Below are 17,194 nucleotides of genomic sequence, written 5' to 3' on the forward strand. Positions count from 1 at the left end.
CCCACCCGCAACTACCAACCCCGCGGACTCAAACCCGGACCACCCAAAGGCAGTCCCCAACGCGGCGGACGAAGAAAGAAACAACCCCCGAAATAAACGAAGTCCCGGGACAGGGGTTAACGATGTCCCGGGACTTCACAAAAGTGCGCCCGGAGGGAATCGAACCCCCAACCAACACGGATGGACCTTGACGTTCGGGTAAATGCGCTCGAGTGAGAAGAAGGCCTTTGCTTGGAACGACTATCGGTCGCCTGTGACTGCTGAAGTTCGGCGGCAATCAGAGGTGCTCTGCAGGTGCGTTGCGGTCAAATACGGGTGCAATTTCTTGGACATGCACCATTGATACAGATGGTGATCACGGAAGTTCACGGCGCATAGGGCGATAGACATCGCATGTGAGGCTTAAGCGCTTCAGCGGTCATGTCGGGGTCTGGTGGCATTCCGAGCTGGTCTCGCAGAGGACTGAGATTCGCTAGTTGTGTTCGTCCCAATAGAGCCACTGCCAGGCGGCAGACTTCTCCTCGCCGTCCATTTGTTTGATACGTGCTTCCAATTCCTTCAGATAGTTGCTCAGGCTCTCCAACCGTTGCCAGCGTTCGGCCTGATCGAACAGCATCACATTGCGATGATGTTGAATTGCAAGTTCCTCCGCTTCTGCCCTAACGCGCTCCCAACGGAGACGACGTTCCTGTTCTTCGAGCTGGCACAGGCGTTCACGTTCGTCTGCTGCCGCAGTTCGCAATTCGACTTCCAACAGCAATTCTCCTAGACGCGCATCCAACTTCCTTGTCTTAGTGTCAGCGACTTTCTCCAAGTGGACGACTGCGCTCTGGAGGATGCACCGGCAGCAGTGCAGTTGCTTCGAAGTGCTGATGCGATGAAGATCCTCATCGCGCCGAGGGACTGATACTTCGGCGATGTGCCGCGAACGACCGATGTGTCTTGCGGTTCAGCCTTGGACTAAAGAGGCGGGGCTGCGGAGTTGAACTCCGCAGCCCCGCTTTCAATCACGATTGCAATCGCATCAGCCGAGGATGACGAGCTTCTGCTCGGCGAAAGCGGCAATCTCCTCGTCGGAGTAGCCGATCTCGGTCAAGACCTTTGCGGTGTGCTGGCCGATGGTGTTGCCGGGCAGCGCCTGGGTCTTGGAGCGGGAGAACTTCTGGAACGGTGACAGACGTGGCATCTCGCCCACGATGGGGCTAATGATGCGAGCCGTCCAGCCATGCTCTTCGGCTATCGGTCCCAGGAAGATGAGTTCGGGCCGTTCAGAGTTCACCTCGAGCAGTGGCACACCGACTGCCAATGCCTTGCTTTCCCAATCAGCTGCCGTCAGGGCCATGAAGGCCTTGGAGAGCGCCTCAATCAAGGCTCCGTCATGCTCTTGGCGCAACGAACTCGTGATGAAGCGCTCATCGTCTAGCGCAGTACCGAGCAAGCCCTTGAGATCTTCCCACTCCGGCTGAGTAGTCACCGATATCGACAGCCAGCCATCGGAGGTCTCGTAGAGACGCTGGACGGCAGAAGCACCAAGAATCTCTTGGTCGGTGCCAGTCTCGGGCCAGCGGCCCTCGAACTCCACCATCGCCTCGCCTTGCAAGTGTGCGCAGGAGTGCAGCATGGTGGTGAGCATCTCCTGGCCTTGAACGCCGATCGCTTGGAGGTAGGCCCCCATCGCCAGCGCAGTGCCTACAGCGAACGCCGCAACGCCGTCCGGCTGAGCAGCACCCGTCATGCCGCCTGCGGAAAGTTTCTTGGCGTACTTGCGGGTCAGTTCATGGGTCGCGGGTACGCCCTCTGGAATCAAGAAGCCGACGTTTCGCATCGAGATACCAGCACCTGCCGAGATGACGGGGGCATAGGCCGGTGCCGCACCTTGGGGAGGAAGGATCCCGAAGCCGGGGCAGTGCAGATACATGATCTTCGGGTTCATCGCCTTGAGACCTTCAAAGCCCAAGCCCATCCGATCAGCAGCCCCGGCTCTGAATGAGCACATCACCAGGTCGACGTCTTTGGCGATCCGCGCGACGATCTCCTTGGCCTTGGGGGAGCTCAGGTCCAATGCCACTGACTCCTTGCCCTGCAACACCTTCATCGAACCGGCCTCAGGGAAGGCCTGCTGGGTGCGCATTGGATCGCCTTCGAGCACCTCGAGCTTGATCACCCGGGCACCGAGGTCGGTGAGGATGGTGGAGCCATAGGGCGCGGCGAAGAACATGCCGAGCTCGAGGATGGTGATGCCTTCCAGTGGCAGGGTCGCTGGCGCAGCAATGGCTGGTTGCGGCTTTGGGGTAACGCTTGCGGCGCGGGCCCGTAGTTCAGCGTCGTGCTCGTTGAGGGCTGGCGCGCTGGCACTCAACTGAGCGGGGTTCTCGCTGAGACGGACCAATGGTCCGGGCTGCAATACGGCGCCGTGCTCGGGATCAGTCAGTGTCGTCAGCTGTCCCTCAACCTCCAGCTGTGGGTGGTGCAGGAGATCGGTGCCGCGACGGAAGATCTCGGCGAACACATTCGGGAATTCGACGAAGAGCTGCTGCCACTCAGCAAGGGTCTTGCTCTTCACGACATCGTGGAGAATTCCCCAGAATTCCAAGCGCATGGCGGAGTCGGCGCTGGCTGGAATGGTGACGGTGTCGGTTGCCACCTGCACGAACTCGCCCCACCGCTCATCGCTGTACATCCATTCCAGGCCGCTGGCCACCATGAAATCACGGAAGTGGCGTGGCTGGACTCCCGAGAACTGCATCCAGTAGCCATCCTTGGTGATGGCTACGAGCAACTTGAAGGGGAAGCTCAGGTGCGGAGCACCTGCAGCGTCGTACTGCTCGCCGCCGCCGGCGAAGGCGCCGGGAAACATGATCTCCAGCGCGGCGTTGTTCTGGTTGAAGGGATCCTGGCCGCCGAGGGCATGCGCAATGCTCACCTCAAGCTGTTGGCCAGCGCCGGTGGACTCGCGATCACGCAGCGCAGCAAAGATCCCCTGGAGGGCGGCCTGCGAACCCGACCATGAGGCCCAAGGGGTGTTCGACCAGGTGGGGCCAGGACGATCAGTCACCACGGCAAAGGCCGTGTTGACGCCGACCTTCGCAGCCACCATTGCCTCGTCGGTCTTGACATCCGCGAGGTGGCCTTCGGTGCCGAAAGCGGTGAGGCGGGTGTAGATCAGTCGAGGATTGAGTGCCGTGATCGAATCGGCATCCAGGCACCAGGCTTGCAGATGCGAGCCGCGCTCCTGAGTGACGACGATGTCGGCCTGCGCCATCAGCGAGCGGGCAACCTCGACATCTGCTGCGTCCTCCAGATCCAGGACGATGGACTTCTTGCCGCGTGCCAGGAACAGGAATCCGGGCTCACGACGGGCCAAGGCACCGCCGGGGGGCTCGATGGCGATGACTTCGGCCCCGAAGTCGCCGAACAACTGCCCGACCTGAGCAGTCGAAAGTCCGTAACCCAATTCGACGACTTTCAGTCCGTCGAGCACACCTGCCATGACGCGGATCCTTCCTCGATGCCGGACCCTTTGCCCCGCACGCGTTCGAGCAGATTTTCATATGGACTGCGGCTTGTACAGCAATCATCAAGAAAGCGGATTCAACTCCGAACACCAGCAATACCAATGCGTTTATGTCGAACAGAATGCCAAGAAATGTTCAGACACATTCAGACTTGGAGAACGAAGTATCGAAGAGCTCGGCAAGGCACGAAGGCATTCACCGCGGATCAATTTCGCCAATCCAGGTGCTTTAGTCCGCGGCAATATCGAATGCTTTTCGGTGCACCCAGTTGATACACCTAAGGATTCTTGCTCGGCTCAATTGTTCTACTCGATATATGGTGGGAAGTGCGCACCAAGAGTCGAATTCTTCAATCCTCGTAAAGGGCTTTGATCGGACTGCGAATGACCACACATGCACAATCTGCCTTTCGGCCATCTGGCGCGCCTAAGCGCTCGTCGCTTCGAGTTGAACAAGACTCTTAACACGCCAAAGGCTTGTTGACGCCGCAGCGGAGGTATTCGCGGACTGTGGATTTGAGAGTGTCACCATCGACGATGTGGTCACGCGTGCAAATGTGGGAAGAACAACTGTCTACAAGTACTTCAACGGGAAATCACAGTTGGCGGAAGCTGTCGCCGCCGCATTCAACTCAGCGCTCCTGCTGGAATTCCGCAAGATTGGCGCAGTCGCGCCAGGCGATAGCGAGGCCCTCGCCCAGTGGCTATCCGACTTCAAAGCATTGTCTCTAGCGCAAGCAAGGACTGTTGCGTTTCTGCCCAACACTGCCGAAGGCATTGGGGCACAAAGTCCACGAGCGTGATGTCGGCGCCAGAATTGCTGCACAGTTTTCCGGGTTCTGTTCGACATAAACACATTGGTATTGCTGGTGTTCGGAGTTGAATCCGCTTTCTTGATGATTGCTGTACATGCCGCAATCTCTATGCAAATCTCCAATTACGCGAGGTGGGCACCAGGCCCTGTTGCGGGGAGGAATTGCAAATGGCTGGTGTGCTCGACGGTTTGAAAATCGTCGAATTGGGGGAAGGGCTTTCGACAGCGCAGGTCGGCCAGCTCTTCGCGGATTTCGGTGCTGAGGTCATAGCCATTGAACCGCCTGGCGGAGCTTTAGGGCGCCGAGAGCCCGGGTTTATGTTTCTCGCGCGCGGCAAGAAGAGCATCATGCTGGACTTGGGGCTCACCGCTGACGCTGAGGTGGCGCGCAGACTCATGTCGCAAGCCGACGTTGTCATCACGCAGGAGCGTTCTTCGATACTTCAGGAGTGCGGCTTGGATGGAGCGTCGATAATGCCGCTCAATCCTTCGCTGATCTACACGCATATAACGGCCTTCGGCACGAAAGGTTCGCTTGCTGACGTGAAGGCAGATGAGGCGATGGTGTCTGCAAAGGTCGGAATCAATCAAGGGTTTGCTGTTGTGACCGATCGCCCTGGCCCAACGTGGTCAAGTACGCCATGGGCCTCGTGGTCGGGATCTCAGGCAGCGCTTCAAGGCATTTTTGCTGCGCTCCGAGAGCGCACGGAGAGTGGATTTGGCCAGCAACTTGATGTGAGCATGGCTCATGCCCTGGGTGGCCAGGATCCCTTCAATCAGAACAACGCCGCGCTTGAAATGATGTTCCCCGGTGCCTTTGCAAGTGGGGGAGAGCATTACGACTCGGCAGGCGCTCCTCTTTTGAATTTTCCGTTCAAGCTGCTCGTGGCGATCACTAAGGATGGCTATTGGCTTCAATTCTCTGGAGTCCAGCCCAGACACTTTCGCGACTTCATGGAAGCTAGCGGGCTCAATTGGATGTATGACGACGAACGTTGGGGCGAGTTCGTAACTGTTGTTACCGACACGGTCACGATCCCTGACAGTGCGTCCTCCGAGATGAGATTGGAGTTTTGGGGGATCCTTCACGACGCCGTTAAGAGTAAGACGTTGGCAGAATGGCATGACCTGTTCGCCGAGTACCCCAACGTCTTCGCTGAAATCTTCAGGCGCGGCACAGAATTGCTGCACCACCCACAACTTGAGGTTGAGGGCCAACTCACGACTATTTGCGATCCTCGCCATGGTGACGTGCTCCAGCCAGGGCCGCTTGTTCGCTTCAGCGACAATCCAGCACACATCAGTTCGAGTTCGCCACTACTGAACGAGAACGAGGCTGAATTGCGTTCTCGTGTTGCGATGGTTGAACTCGCGTCATTCCCGATAAGCAAGGCGCCGGCAACTTTGCCCTTGGAAGGATTGACCATCCTTGAATTGGGAATGTTTTTCGCAGCTCCATACGGATCCACCATTTTGACTGACCTTGGGGCGCGAGTTATTAAGCTCGAGGTGCTCGAAGGGGACCCTATGCGTACGCAGCAGGCGTTCCCTGAAGCAGGGGCGATGAAGGTCCTGCAAGGCAAGGAGTCTGTGGCACTCAACTTGGGGTCGCCGCATGCCAAGGCGATAGTGGAGAAGATCGCCAAGGATGTGGACATTGTCATGTGTTCGTTCCGTGCAGGAGCTGCAGATCGCATGGGGCTGGGCTTTGAAGGAATCAAGGCGATGAACCCTCGAATCATGTACCTCTACTGCCCCGGATTCGGCCTCCTTGCGCCACAAGGCGCGGCTCCGGCATACGCACCCGTAATTTCTGCGGGTGCTGGCATATCAATGCGCAGCGTTGGCTTCCTTATTCCAGAGGGAGTTCCGGACAGCAATAAACGTCTCCGCGAGTACGCGAAGAAATTGCAAGCAGGAGGTGCTACAGCGGCAGTGCAGCCCGATGGTGTTGCGGCTTTTGCAGTTGGGACCGCTCTTGCAATGGCGTCCTATTTGCAAGCGATCGGACTGCTCGGACAAGAGTTGCTCACCACGATGCTGATGTCTTGCGCCCACCTTCAAGGCGAAGCCATGGTGGAATTCGAGGGTCGCTGGCCCGAATCTAGTACGGACATAGAAATTCTTGGGGTTTCCGCTTTGCAGCGACTCTACGAAACGGCAGCTGGCTGGATTGCTATATCCGTGACTACGCAGCGTGAATGGGAGTCATTGGCCGAACTCCTTTGGATCCCTAATGACGATCAACGCTTCATGTCGGGCCCACTTCGTCATGAGCACGACGATGAACTTGTCGAAATGCTGTCCAAATTGTTCTTGGCTCATGAAGCGGTTGAGTGGGAAGCCAGAGCATTGGTCGCTGGCGTGCCCCTGCTTGAAGTGAATACAGAGCGACCCGAGCTCATCTTTCTTGGGCCAATCGCTGAGGAGCATGGTTGGGTCACTCGTATTGAGAGCCCCATTGTCGGAGAGATGCCGCGACTGAGTCCATTCCAGAAGTTCTCTCGTTCAAAGACTCAGGCGCTCCCTGGTAATACCGTCGGTCAGCACACAGCAAAGGTAATGAGGGAGATCGGCTACTCGGACGCAGAAATTGCCGAGTTTGCGGAGCGGAAGGTCATCCTCCTTGGCTGAGGTCACGCTGGCGGTGTTTGCCCGAGGCGGTGGTGCGGTAGGTCGCCCGCCCCACCGCCTCATCGCTCTCTTGGACAGATGTCTATGACAAGTTCACTGGCTTGCGAGCAACGCACAGGTGCAATCTGCCGCGGTACTTATTCACACTCAGAACGATGAAACGAGGATGGGCGATGGACAAGATCTGGTCGAATTCAGGCGACTCGCACTTCATAGAGCCAGACGATTTGTGGGCCAAACATTTGTCCAAGGATCTCGTTGATCTCGTACCTAAATCCGTCAAGAACCCTGACGGACTGACGGAGACCGTATTCGTGGACGGTCAATCATTCGAGCGAAGGCTCCCAAACCCGACGCAACGAGAATTCGGAGAGCTTGCCACGCGTGCTCCAGGGTTCAACGACTTTGAGCAGAGAATCCCGGATCAGGACGATGAAGGCGTCTGGTGCGAATTGGTATTTCCGTCTCTGGGCATGTGGGCCGCGTCCTTTAAGACGCGAGAACTCGTGCGCCAGACGGCGCAGATCACTAACGATTTCGCTGTCGATGAAATTATGAGCCTTTCTTCGAGGCTTTTCCCCACTGCCCAAATCTCTACCTTGGACATTGACGACGCCATCCTGGAGATGCAGCGTTGCGCCGGGCTCGGCTTCAAGAGCGTGTTTCTTCCAGTGATGCCTCATCCAATGCAAGAGGACTGGCAACACCAGTATTGGGAACCTCTGTGGGCTTCAATGGAAGAGGCGAACATGGTGGCCGCATTCCACGTGGGTACAGAACCTGTTGATATGGCTAATGGTCAAGTTATAGGAGTGTGGTACCGAGGGAATGGCGGCGCTGTCCTCAATTACAACGAGACAACTTTCACCGGCCAGCGAGCGGTCGCCAAGATGGTTGCGTCCGGTGCACTCGATCGCCACCCAAATCTAAAAGTGATGCTCTCCGAAGGTGGAGCTACTTGGGTCCCATTCTTAGCCGACCGGCTCGAGGAGGGCTACCGGCAGCACTACATGTCTGTTAGGCCAAAGTTGAATCGCACGCCCCGCGAAATCTTGTATTCGCAGGTCTACACATCATTTCAACATGACCAGACAGCGATCATCGCCGCTCAACACATGGGATACGACAACATTCTTTGGGGCTCTGATTATCCGCACCTCGAAGGAACGTACGGTCACACTCAGGAAACTCTGCATGGGCTCTTCGATGGTGTCGACGAGACGCTCTCTCACAGGATCCGTTTCGGCGCATTTGAGGAGCTTTTCCCGTCAGCTCCCAAGTTCTGGGCATAGGGCAAGAGATCGCATTTCGCTGGGTCGTGATGACAGTTCTTAACACGGGGTCTCAACTCTGCTGGGCACTGAAACTAGTTGCGAGCACAGCGTCGATTGCAAGTAGGTCAAGGAGATATGCATATGAGTGAGCGGATGCCGGGCTTTGGTGGCCCTGCGTTGAGTCGGCTCGTGACGCCGTTCTACGAGGCTGCTGGCCAGGGCAGGCTGGTTATTCAGCAGTGTGATGACTGCGGATTTCACCGGCATGTGCCAACAGATATTTGCTACAACTGCCTGTCGTGGGCTTGGCACTGGGATGACACTTTGCCGGGAACCGGTGTCGTGTACTCCTATTCGTGGGTTGATCGCCCCATCAATGACGTGATGAACAACGGCAATCCCTATGACTATGCGGTTGTTGAACTCGACGGCACCACAGGTGGCCCTATTCGGCTCCTCACCAATGTCTTCGGCGTAGACAAGAGCACTCTGGTTGTTGGTCTGTCAGTGAAGGCTGCATTTGATCCAGTCAAGGGCAAGTACGCAGGAGCAGGCGGCGGCTATGGACCAGCCGGCGCGGACGCGGAAGCCACTGATGTTGGCCCGATCGCCCTCGTCGTCTTTGAACCACTTGAAGGAGCTGCAGCATGAGCGCTGATTGGCTGAATGGAAAAGCTGCAATCGTTGGTATCGGTCACACTGCTTACGGCAAGCGCGGGGAGTTCGCCGACCGCGGCGCATTCTCGCTGGTGATTGAGGCAGTGCTGAAGGCTTGCGAAGACGCCGGCATCAGCCCCAAGGAGATTGACGGCTGGTCTTCCTACTCCAATGACCCAAACCAGGGCGGGATGCTTTCAGCGATGCTGGGATGCGATCGACTCCGCTTCACAGCCATGGGTTGGGGCGGTGGTGGCGGTGCCATGGGGGGCGCCTACATGTACGCGGCGATGGCCGTTGCAACAGGGCAAGCCGATGTGGTGTGCGTGGTGCGTGGCGCAACGATGCCCGGCTCTGCACGCTTTGGCGGCATGGGCCGGCCAGGCGAAGGTCCTCCGCACGGCATGGTGAGTCCCGGAAACGCCTTCGCACTTGCAGCCAGGCGTCACATGGCTCGCTTTGGCACCACTGAGGATCACTTCGGCGAGATCACGATCAACGCCCGCCGCAATGCCGCGAACAATCCCTTCGCTCGCTTCCGCGACGAGATCACCATGGAAGATCACCACAACTCACCAATGATCTGTGACCCACTGCGCAAGATGGATTTCTGCATGGAGTCCGACTTCGGCACCGCGGTCATCATCACTACCATGGAGCGTGCCAAGGACCTGAAGCAGGAGCCGGTTTCACTGCTGTCGATGGCGATGGGCGGACCTCCCCGATGGGGCGATGCTTGGTTTGGCCAAGCCGCGGCTGACTCCTCGGGCATGGCAAGCCCAGTCGGCGGTCATATCAGCTCCGATGATGACTACGTGTCGGGTGGCTACCGCACCTTGGCTGTGGATCTGTACAACAAGGCTGGGCTGGGCCCAGCCGATGTTGACGTTGCATTGCTGTACGACCACTTCACCCCAATGGTGATCATGGCGATCGAGGATTTCCAGTTCTGCAAGAAGGGCGAAGGCGGCCCCTTCGTTGCCGAAGGCAATATTCGCCGCGAGGGCAAAATCCCGGTCAACACGCACGGCGGAAACCTCGCGGAGGTCTATGCGCATGGAATGACGCACGTCATCGAAGGTGTGCGTCAGATCCGAGGCGTCGCGTCCAACCAGATTGCCGATGCTGAAGTGATCCTGGTTGCCGCCGGCGCATCGATGGCCCCAACAGGAGCGATCCTTCTCGGCAAGGTTTAATTGAACCAGTTTGACGAATGGGCTGGCGCTTTGCGTCAGCACGCGGTGCGAGTGAGTTATTGACTATTCACAAAGTGAACACGAGTTGTTAGCCTGCGAGAATGGCGGAAGTAGCAGTGGGCTCAGTTCGTGCGTACCCGGGCATCCGGCGCGTCTCAATTCGTGAGGCGCAAAAACAACTTACGCGCGATAGGTTGATAAGCGCAGCAATTGAAGTGATGGTTGAACGTGGATTCGATGCTGCCACTATCGATGAGATCGCTAGTCATGCAAACGTAGGCCGGACCACTCTGTACTCGTACTTTCACGGAAAACAGGACTTCGCGATTGCTATCGGCGAATACATGGAGTTGGAAGTACTTAGGGCATTCACCGACATGAAGAGGATTCAGCCGGGAAATCTCAAAGATTTGAACGCGTGGTTCGACAGCTATGCCACGAGGGTTGCTGCTTTGGCGCCGGCTATGTCGATCGTTCCCGTTAGTCACGACAGCTTGACGCATTCACTCCATGATCAAGATGCTGCAGCCGAAGAGATTCTGGCTGAATGGGCACAGCGTGGTTGGGTAGCGCACACAGCGGCGCCGTCTCAATCGCTGCGGCTTCTTTTCAACCTGGTGGGGCGCTGGCTGTCTTACCACTCGGTATACGACGTTCCTGAGCCTGAACACAGTCGCGAAGCATTACTAGAACTTGTGAATTCAGAAATTAGACGAATCGTACGAAGAGCACACACCTAGGCAGTTGTGGCTACGAGGTTTGACGCAACTACAAATTGTGAGTTGGTCTGCGTGCTCACGCTGGCAATGCAATTGCGCCACGGCCAATGAGACTCGACCTGGGGAGGTAATTGCTGTGGCTGTGCTGCTTTGCGTGAGTCTTTGTCTGGACTAACTAGAAGTTCAACAGAGCTCTCTGTTCCGAACGTTTGAGTTAGTGATCTACGTACTCTGAACGGAAATCAAAATTCTGTACGGATTCACTACGTGTTACGCATAAGAATCCTGCGAGATAGCTCGAAATCCTGTTGTGATCATGACTCGCCCCCCGAATACTGCGAGTATGCAGAATACAAATCGATTGCAAGGCAAAGTCGTTGTCGTTACTGGTGCTGCTCGCGGTTTAGGCCGTGATTACGCCAAATATTTCGCGATGGATGGCGCCAATGTTGTGGTCGCCGATGTGAAGGGCACGGCTGGCGCTGTCTCGGAGGCAAATGCCATTGGACCGAAGGTAATCGGAGTCGAATGCGACGTTACCTCTCAGGCGTCCGTCAATGCCATGGTGGCCGCGACCGTCAGCGAATTCGGCCAGCTTGACATCTTGGTCAACAACGCGGGCCTATGGCGAGGCTTAGCTGATGCCGGACTAATCGAATGCCCTGATGACGTTTGGGATATTGCTTGGGCGGTGAATGTCACCGGTACCTTGCGAGCAACTCGAGCGGCAGTGCCCGCTATGAAGAAGAACTCTTGGGGTCGCATTATCAACGTGTCTTCGATGGCAGCCAAAATGGGAACCGACTCATACGGCCTGACCAAGTCAAGTGTTGAGGACATGACACGGGGAATGGCGCGCGAGCTTGGCGCGTTTGGCATCACTGCAAATTGCATCGCACCCGGTATCAGCGCCTTTGAAGCAGCAGCGAGCCAGATGCCCAATGCCGATGAGATCTTGGCAGGCAACGCAATCAAGAGATTTGGCACGAGTCGAGAGCAATATGAGGCCATCGTCTACTTCTGTTCAGACGGTGCGGCCTACACGACGGGTCAAACGCTGTACGTCGATGGAGGCGCCACCAGTTGAGCCCGCAATACAAATTCTCCATCCAGCTTCCCTCAGCATCAGATGCAGACGACTGGGTCGCTAAAGTGAAGCGCGCTGAAGCCTTGGGCTTCTACTCGGTCTCAGTGCCAGATCACGTTGGTCCTGGCCCTTGGGAAGTGTCACCGTTGATCTGCTTAGCGGCCGCTGCAATGGTCACCTCAAGGGTGCGCCTAGCTACCACGGTTCTTAACAATGATTTTCGCCATCCTGCTTTGCTGGCCAAGGAAATCGCGATGTTGGACATCTTGTCGAATGGTCGAGTCGACATGGGTATCGGCGCCGGCTGGGTCGAGGAAGATTTGACGAAGACAGGAATTGGCAAGTGGGATCTGCCAGGCGTACGTGTAAGCAGACTCTTTGAATGCATCGAAGCACTCAGGCATCTGTTTACCGGCCTGCCCGTAAACCTCGACGGGGATTTCTACAAGATTCAGCAATTCACATCGGTGCCGATACCTCTGCAAGACCCGCTGCCGATCATGATGGGTGGCGGCGGCAAGCGCATGCTGACCTACGCAGCCCAGAACGCTCAGATCATCAGCATCCTCACGCCTATGTCTGGCCAAGCTGACACTCGCCGGAGTGCCTTCGCAGAACAACTTGACTGGATCCGGCAGGCAGGGGGTTATGAACGCGAGGATTTAACTCTCGGCGTTCGCGTGCTCTTCGGGGCCGTCACCAGCACTACTGAAGGGCGCGTTGAAGCAGCGGCACGTGCCATTCAGCAATCAGGAGCGCTGTTAGGCCTCGACGAGCTGTCGCTCGACGAACTCCTGGATTCACCTTTCGGTCTCATTGGTAGCACCGCAGAACTCGTCGAACATGTGCATGCAATCAACGAGAGATACGGGATCACATATTTCACGGTGAGCGAAGGGCTTGCGTGGGAGCTGGGCCCACTCATTGCTGAACTCTGCTAGTCACACACTCCAAGCGAAGGGCATTTCTGTGCAGCGTCTCCCGGAAGCAGAGCTTCCCTCCGATATCAAGAATCCCAACCGGATCGTCAGCGCGGTCTATAACAACCCGGAAATGTTCAAGGGTTTTGCGAGCTTGTCTGGGCGCGTCCACACGGCGTCCCGCCTTTCCGATCGCGTTCGCGAACTTTTGGTGTTGCGAACTTTGTACCGCGTTGGTTCCAGCTATCAGTGCACTTTGCACGAGCCCGTCGCTTTGCGGGCGGGCATCACTAACCAGGAACTTCAAGCACTGAGGGATGCGCATTTCGACGACTTCGATCCGGCAGAGATTGCAGCGCTGCTCTTTTGTGAGGCCGCAGATGCCATTGCGACCACCGACGAGCTCTGGCGGAAGACGACAGAGTTATGGTCTCCGCAGGAGATCTCAGACATGGTGATGCTTTCTGGGTTCTACGCCCTCTCAGGGCGATACCTTCTCGCGATGGGCATCGTCGCAGAGCAAACAGTCTGATCGGCAATGCATCAACCCACCTAATGCTCGACAGGGAAAACCTGAAGTTGTTTGTGGTCCTTTGCTTAGTTCTGCCTCTACGGTCTTCCAATTGATGCGTGTGCGTACGGACTGGATCCCGCTATTGCGCCGGGCACCGCTTTGCAATGCGAATAAAAGTGCGTCAAAAATCCCTCTGCGCGCCGCCGGTCTCAATTCCACCCTGTGGCGCCGTCTCTGTTTGCTGAATTGCGGCTAGGGGCTGCATTGCTGGTGAGCACGGATATCACTCGAGCAGGCCATTCGCGTGTCGACCTTGAACACAGAACTAAGAAGGGAACGGCATTCGCCGGTCCCTTCTTAGTGACATTGAAAAGCTAGTTCTTTACCACCTTGCCTGTTGCATTTTCAACCGTGGCGCCACAAGTTGCCTTGGCATCGGGAACTAATGTGCCGTTCTTGACTGTCTGGTACCACGAACACGGATTCGGGTCACCATTTGGGGTCAGGCCCGGTGCAAAGCTGATCGGCACGGGCAATAGACCGGCTCCCGTGACATGGGTGTTTGCGCGTAATGCGTTGACGAATGAGTCTCTCGTCGGGCATTTGCCGGCCTTCTTGAGACCGGTAATGAACTCGTCAGCTGTGATGTATCCAACGGGACCATTGTTCAGATATGGATTCACGCCCGCTGCTCTCATGCCGTTGACATAGGTTCGAATCGCAGGGATTCCAGGGACTGTCAGCGGCACATTGCCGTACGTCTGGCTAATGAAACCTTCGAGGGAACTTCCGGCCTTCGCGACAACGGCTGGATCAGTGAGACCAGGAAGCAGGGTCGGGATTCTCACGCCCTGTTGCTTCATTGCTGCGCCCACAGAGGTTCCACCGTCGGGCGTGAGAACCAGATAGACCCCGTTGATGCCAGATTGGCGGATGCGCAGCGCCGTTGAAGTTGCGTCGTATGCGCCAATCGGAAGATCCTGAACACGCAAACCAAGCGACAAACCCTCCAATGGCACAGTTGCTACGAAGCCGCCACCTGCCAAGTTCGCGCCTGGCGAATTATGATTCAATTCGCCGACGTTGGTGGCGCCGGCCAACTTGAGACGCTTTGGCGCATATGACGCGGAAAATGCACTGGTAGCAGGCCCATTGAAGCCGAAGACGTTCCGGTCAGTGGCACTCAGCGGGGTAGAGCCTGCCACGATCACAGGCGCGTTCACGGCCCTCATCAGGGCCAAACTGGCGTCCGTGGTGCTGCCGTGAATGAAGCCGAATTGGTTGTCCTGCTGCAGGGCCTTGTTGACCTGAGTCGACTGGGTGGCGCCTTCGGCCTTGTCGTCGTAAACGGTCACGACGATCTTGCGTCTATTCACCCCACCCTTGGCGTTCTCCTGTGCCACGCGCAGTTTTGCGCCTTCTGAGAGACCCAGGAAGCTCGCGGATGAAGCACCCGTAACGGGAAAAATCATTGCAAGATTGACCGTTGTTGGGGTAACCCCTGGGGTTGACGGACAACTTGCATTTGTCGCGGGCGCCGGCGCAGGTGCCGCCAGGGCCATTGTGGACGGCACCACGAAAATCATTGCCGAGGCCAAGCCGCCCGCTGCAAGGGACGTTGCCCCTCTCTTGGACAATTGCTTCATCTGATTGCTCCCATTTGTATGTTCACGACACCATTTCGGTGACGCGGATCCAATTCTTTGGCCGGCCGAAGCGACCGATTAGTGGAACCCTGCAGTTATCGAGTATTCGCGGTAAATACGCGTACTTTTTCGTTATCGAATCTTTATCAAAACGGCCGACACAAGTGGCGGCTTTGTTCGACCTATGAATGAGTAAAGGCACGGGTCTCCGTTGAATAGGTAGTTGGCAAACGACAACGCAACCTCCTGATTGCTCCTCGAGCAGGACTCGCACATGCTGCGATTCGCCTCTTGATGCAGACGGATCAGATTGCATCGGACAGCCCGACAAGTGCGTTGCAGGAACGATTGGAATCGTCCTAGTTACTGTTGCCCTTGCGATAGAAATGCTTGCGGCGTAAGGCATTTGCATGCCTTGTCGCCAGTCCGCAATGTTGCGCGCGATTGATCACTTCCGGCGTGAATTCACCGCGTTGACGTTTGCATGGAACTTGATTGTGGCGCTACCTTGGGTCTCCACTACCCGCAATTACTAAACGTAGTGCGCACTCCGAACAACTTGCATTTGCGACACCTACCACGTCGACCAGAGCAATCGAAATTGTGAACTAATGGAGAGAAGGAAGACGTGAGCGTAGGAATTGTTGCCACAGGGCGGTACGTGCCCGAAGGCGTGATGAGCAATCATGCGGTAGCGGAAGTTGCGGGCACTTCTGTTGACTGGATCGTTGGCGCCACTCAAATGAATGAACGTCGTTATGCGGCGGATAGTCAGGCAACGTCCGATTTGGCGATCGCTGCAGTTAGAGACCTGGTTGAACGGACTCCCGGCGCGTTGGAGGGTGTGAGGGCGGTCATTGTCGCCACGTCCACTCCCGACAAGCCCCAACCAGCCACTGCCGCGATCGTGCTTGATGCGCTAGGGCTAAAGGATGCGTTCGCATTTGATATGAACGCGGTATGCGCTGGAAGCCTTTTTGCAATGGAAGTAGGAGCGGGAATCGTCAAAGCTGGCGGGCCGCGGGCGCGGGTACTTGTGATCGGTGCAGATCGATACTCCGGAATCCTTGATCGCTCGGACAAGCGAACGCTGAGCATTTTGGGCGACGGCGCTGGGGCGGTTGTTCTAAGTCGCGTGCCTGATGGGTACGGCATTCTTCATAGTTCTCACATCACCCATGGCGAATTTCAAGACGCGGTACAAGTCCGTGCAGGTGGCACCCGCTTGCCGCTAACTGCGGAAGGTATTCAAGCTGGCGATCAGTATTTCCGCATGGACGGCAGGGCGGTCAGGGCCTATGTCGAAGCAATTCTTCCACCACTGATACTGCGTGTGGTCAAAGAAAGTGGCCTATCGATCGACGATATTTCCAGATTTGTATTTCACCAAGCCAATCCAAAACTCTTGCGCCTTTTGGCAAGCACGCTGCAAGTTGAAACTGAAAGAGTGCCGATCACGGCTGATCGGTATGGAAATTCCGGCGCAGCATCCATGTTGGTGACACTTGCTGAAAGCACTAGTAGTTCGACAATTGTACGCGGTGAACACCTCGTTCTTGCGGCGGTAGGTGGGGGCCTATCGACTGGAGTAATGACTCTGAAGTGGTTCTGACTCATTACCCAAGGCAATGCTCAATGGCCCAGCTGAGTAGGCGGCTCAACGGATAGCCCCATCGCTTTGGAGTAGAGCGATGCTCACCAATGGCGGATCTAAATTTGCAAGGTAACCGTTGGTTCCTCGCGGCCTGTATCGGACTCTCTATCCGATACGCCACCAATTTCACTCACTCTGGATCACAACGTCTCACGAAACTGAGCGCGAATCTCACGGCATTACGAGGCTGTGGAATGTTTGGGCCACGCGGTTAATGCCGCCCAGGCTTCGGCGAACTCGCCATGCAAGGCATTCCAAAATTGCCGTTGCGGTCAACCCAACGAAAACTGCAAATATTTCCTCACGAAAGTGCGCCTGTGCAACTGACGTAGTTCGCTTACGTTGATGCTTGGGTTTTTTGTTTGAGGCGTTCGTAGGGAGTTTGCCCTGCGAGGCCGCCGTGCGGGCGATGGTAGTTGTAGTAGTGAAGCGCCCTAGGTTTGATGCCGCCTCCTTTTGAGTCTAGGAGGATGGAGTCATGCCGAAGAAGATTGATCCGAAGGTGAAGGAGCGGTGTGTCCAGCAGATGCTGGATCATGCGTCGGAGTATCCGAACCCGACTGCG

At 56.5% G+C, this 17,194-nt stretch carries 12 protein-coding genes and 1 pseudogene; 10 read left to right on the plus strand and 3 right to left on the minus strand.

Features of this window, described 5'->3' with window-relative positions; genetic code table 11:
- Nucleotides 1–472: 472 nt before the first annotated feature.
- Together Q7L55_03025 and Q7L55_03030 are read right to left on the minus strand one after the other, a co-directional pair.
- Nucleotides 473–754, minus strand: a complete 282-nt coding sequence (locus tag Q7L55_03025; protein MDO8731534.1) for a hypothetical protein — start codon at nt 752–754, stop codon at nt 473–475.
- Between the two features lie 270 nt (nt 755–1,024).
- Nucleotides 1,025–3,490, minus strand: a complete 2,466-nt coding sequence (locus Q7L55_03030) for a CoA transferase (protein MDO8731535.1) — start codon at nt 3,488–3,490, stop codon at nt 1,025–1,027.
- A 512-nt stretch (nt 3,491–4,002) separates the two neighbouring features.
- Here Q7L55_03030 and Q7L55_03035 point away from each other — a divergent pair.
- From Q7L55_03035 to Q7L55_03075, 9 genes and pseudogenes are all read left to right on the plus strand, one after another.
- Nucleotides 4,003–4,317 (plus strand): annotated as a pseudogene (locus Q7L55_03035) (helix-turn-helix domain-containing protein).
- Nucleotides 4,318–4,496: 179 nt separating this feature from the next.
- Nucleotides 4,497–6,962: a CoA transferase gene (locus Q7L55_03040; protein MDO8731536.1), complete on the plus strand. Its 2,466-nt coding sequence runs from the start codon at nt 4,497–4,499 to the stop codon at nt 6,960–6,962.
- Nucleotides 6,963–7,135: 173 nt separating this feature from the next.
- Nucleotides 7,136–8,254 (plus strand): amidohydrolase family protein, encoded by a 1,119-nt coding sequence (locus tag Q7L55_03045; GenBank protein MDO8731537.1) that lies wholly within the window; start codon nt 7,136–7,138, stop codon nt 8,252–8,254.
- A gap of 123 nt (nt 8,255–8,377) precedes the next feature.
- Nucleotides 8,378–8,887: an OB-fold domain-containing protein gene (locus tag Q7L55_03050; GenBank protein MDO8731538.1), complete on the plus strand. Its 510-nt coding sequence runs from the start codon at nt 8,378–8,380 to the stop codon at nt 8,885–8,887.
- The gene (locus Q7L55_03055; GenBank protein ID MDO8731539.1) at nt 8,884–10,089 is read left to right on the plus strand and encodes a lipid-transfer protein; all 1,206 of its coding nucleotides are present in this window, start codon (nt 8,884–8,886) and stop codon (nt 10,087–10,089) included. Before Q7L55_03050 ends, Q7L55_03055 begins: the two co-directional genes overlap by 4 nt.
- A gap of 101 nt (nt 10,090–10,190) precedes the next feature.
- Nucleotides 10,191–10,829: a TetR/AcrR family transcriptional regulator gene (locus Q7L55_03060; protein ID MDO8731540.1), complete on the plus strand. Its 639-nt coding sequence runs from the start codon at nt 10,191–10,193 to the stop codon at nt 10,827–10,829.
- Between the two features lie 322 nt (nt 10,830–11,151).
- Complete coding sequence (locus Q7L55_03065; protein MDO8731541.1) at nt 11,152–11,895, plus strand: SDR family oxidoreductase; 744 nt, start codon at nt 11,152–11,154, stop codon at nt 11,893–11,895.
- Nucleotides 11,892–12,836, plus strand: coding sequence for a TIGR03621 family F420-dependent LLM class oxidoreductase (locus tag Q7L55_03070; protein ID MDO8731542.1), 945 nt, complete (start codon nt 11,892–11,894; stop codon nt 12,834–12,836). The genes Q7L55_03065 and Q7L55_03070 overlap by 4 nt, the downstream gene beginning before the upstream one ends.
- A 28-nt stretch (nt 12,837–12,864) precedes the next feature.
- Nucleotides 12,865–13,347: a carboxymuconolactone decarboxylase family protein gene (locus Q7L55_03075; GenBank protein ID MDO8731543.1), complete on the plus strand. Its 483-nt coding sequence runs from the start codon at nt 12,865–12,867 to the stop codon at nt 13,345–13,347.
- A gap of 356 nt (nt 13,348–13,703) precedes the next feature.
- Here the strand turns inward: Q7L55_03075 and Q7L55_03080 are convergent, their stop codons facing one another.
- A complete protein-coding gene (locus Q7L55_03080; protein ID MDO8731544.1) occupies nt 13,704–14,975 on the minus strand; it encodes an ABC transporter substrate-binding protein in 1,272 nt (423 codons plus the stop codon).
- A gap of 628 nt (nt 14,976–15,603) precedes the next feature.
- Here Q7L55_03080 and Q7L55_03085 point away from each other — a divergent pair.
- Complete coding sequence (locus Q7L55_03085) at nt 15,604–16,587, plus strand: ketoacyl-ACP synthase III (GenBank protein ID MDO8731545.1); 984 nt, start codon at nt 15,604–15,606, stop codon at nt 16,585–16,587.
- The last annotated feature ends 607 nt before the right edge of the window (nt 16,588–17,194 follow it).

The sequence above is a fragment of the Actinomycetota bacterium genome (assembly GCA_030650795.1).
Classification (GTDB): Bacteria; Actinomycetota; Actinomycetes; order S36-B12; family S36-B12; genus UBA11398.

Coding starts and splice junctions, on each gene's coding strand:
- Q7L55_03030 (MDO8731535.1), bottom strand. CDS start 3,490: ATGGCAGGTGTGCTCGACGGACTGAAAGTCGTCGAATTGGGTTACGGA.
- Q7L55_03040 (MDO8731536.1), top strand. CDS start 4,497: ATGGCTGGTGTGCTCGACGGTTTGAAAATCGTCGAATTGGGGGAAGGG.
- Q7L55_03045 (MDO8731537.1), top strand. CDS start 7,136: ATGGACAAGATCTGGTCGAATTCAGGCGACTCGCACTTCATAGAGCCA.
- Q7L55_03050 (MDO8731538.1), top strand. CDS start 8,378: ATGAGTGAGCGGATGCCGGGCTTTGGTGGCCCTGCGTTGAGTCGGCTC.
- Q7L55_03055 (MDO8731539.1), top strand. CDS start 8,884: ATGAGCGCTGATTGGCTGAATGGAAAAGCTGCAATCGTTGGTATCGGT.
- Q7L55_03060 (MDO8731540.1), top strand. CDS start 10,191: ATGGCGGAAGTAGCAGTGGGCTCAGTTCGTGCGTACCCGGGCATCCGG.
- Q7L55_03065 (MDO8731541.1), top strand. CDS start 11,152: ATGCAGAATACAAATCGATTGCAAGGCAAAGTCGTTGTCGTTACTGGT.
- Q7L55_03080 (MDO8731544.1), bottom strand. CDS start 14,975: ATGAAGCAATTGTCCAAGAGAGGGGCAACGTCCCTTGCAGCGGGCGGC.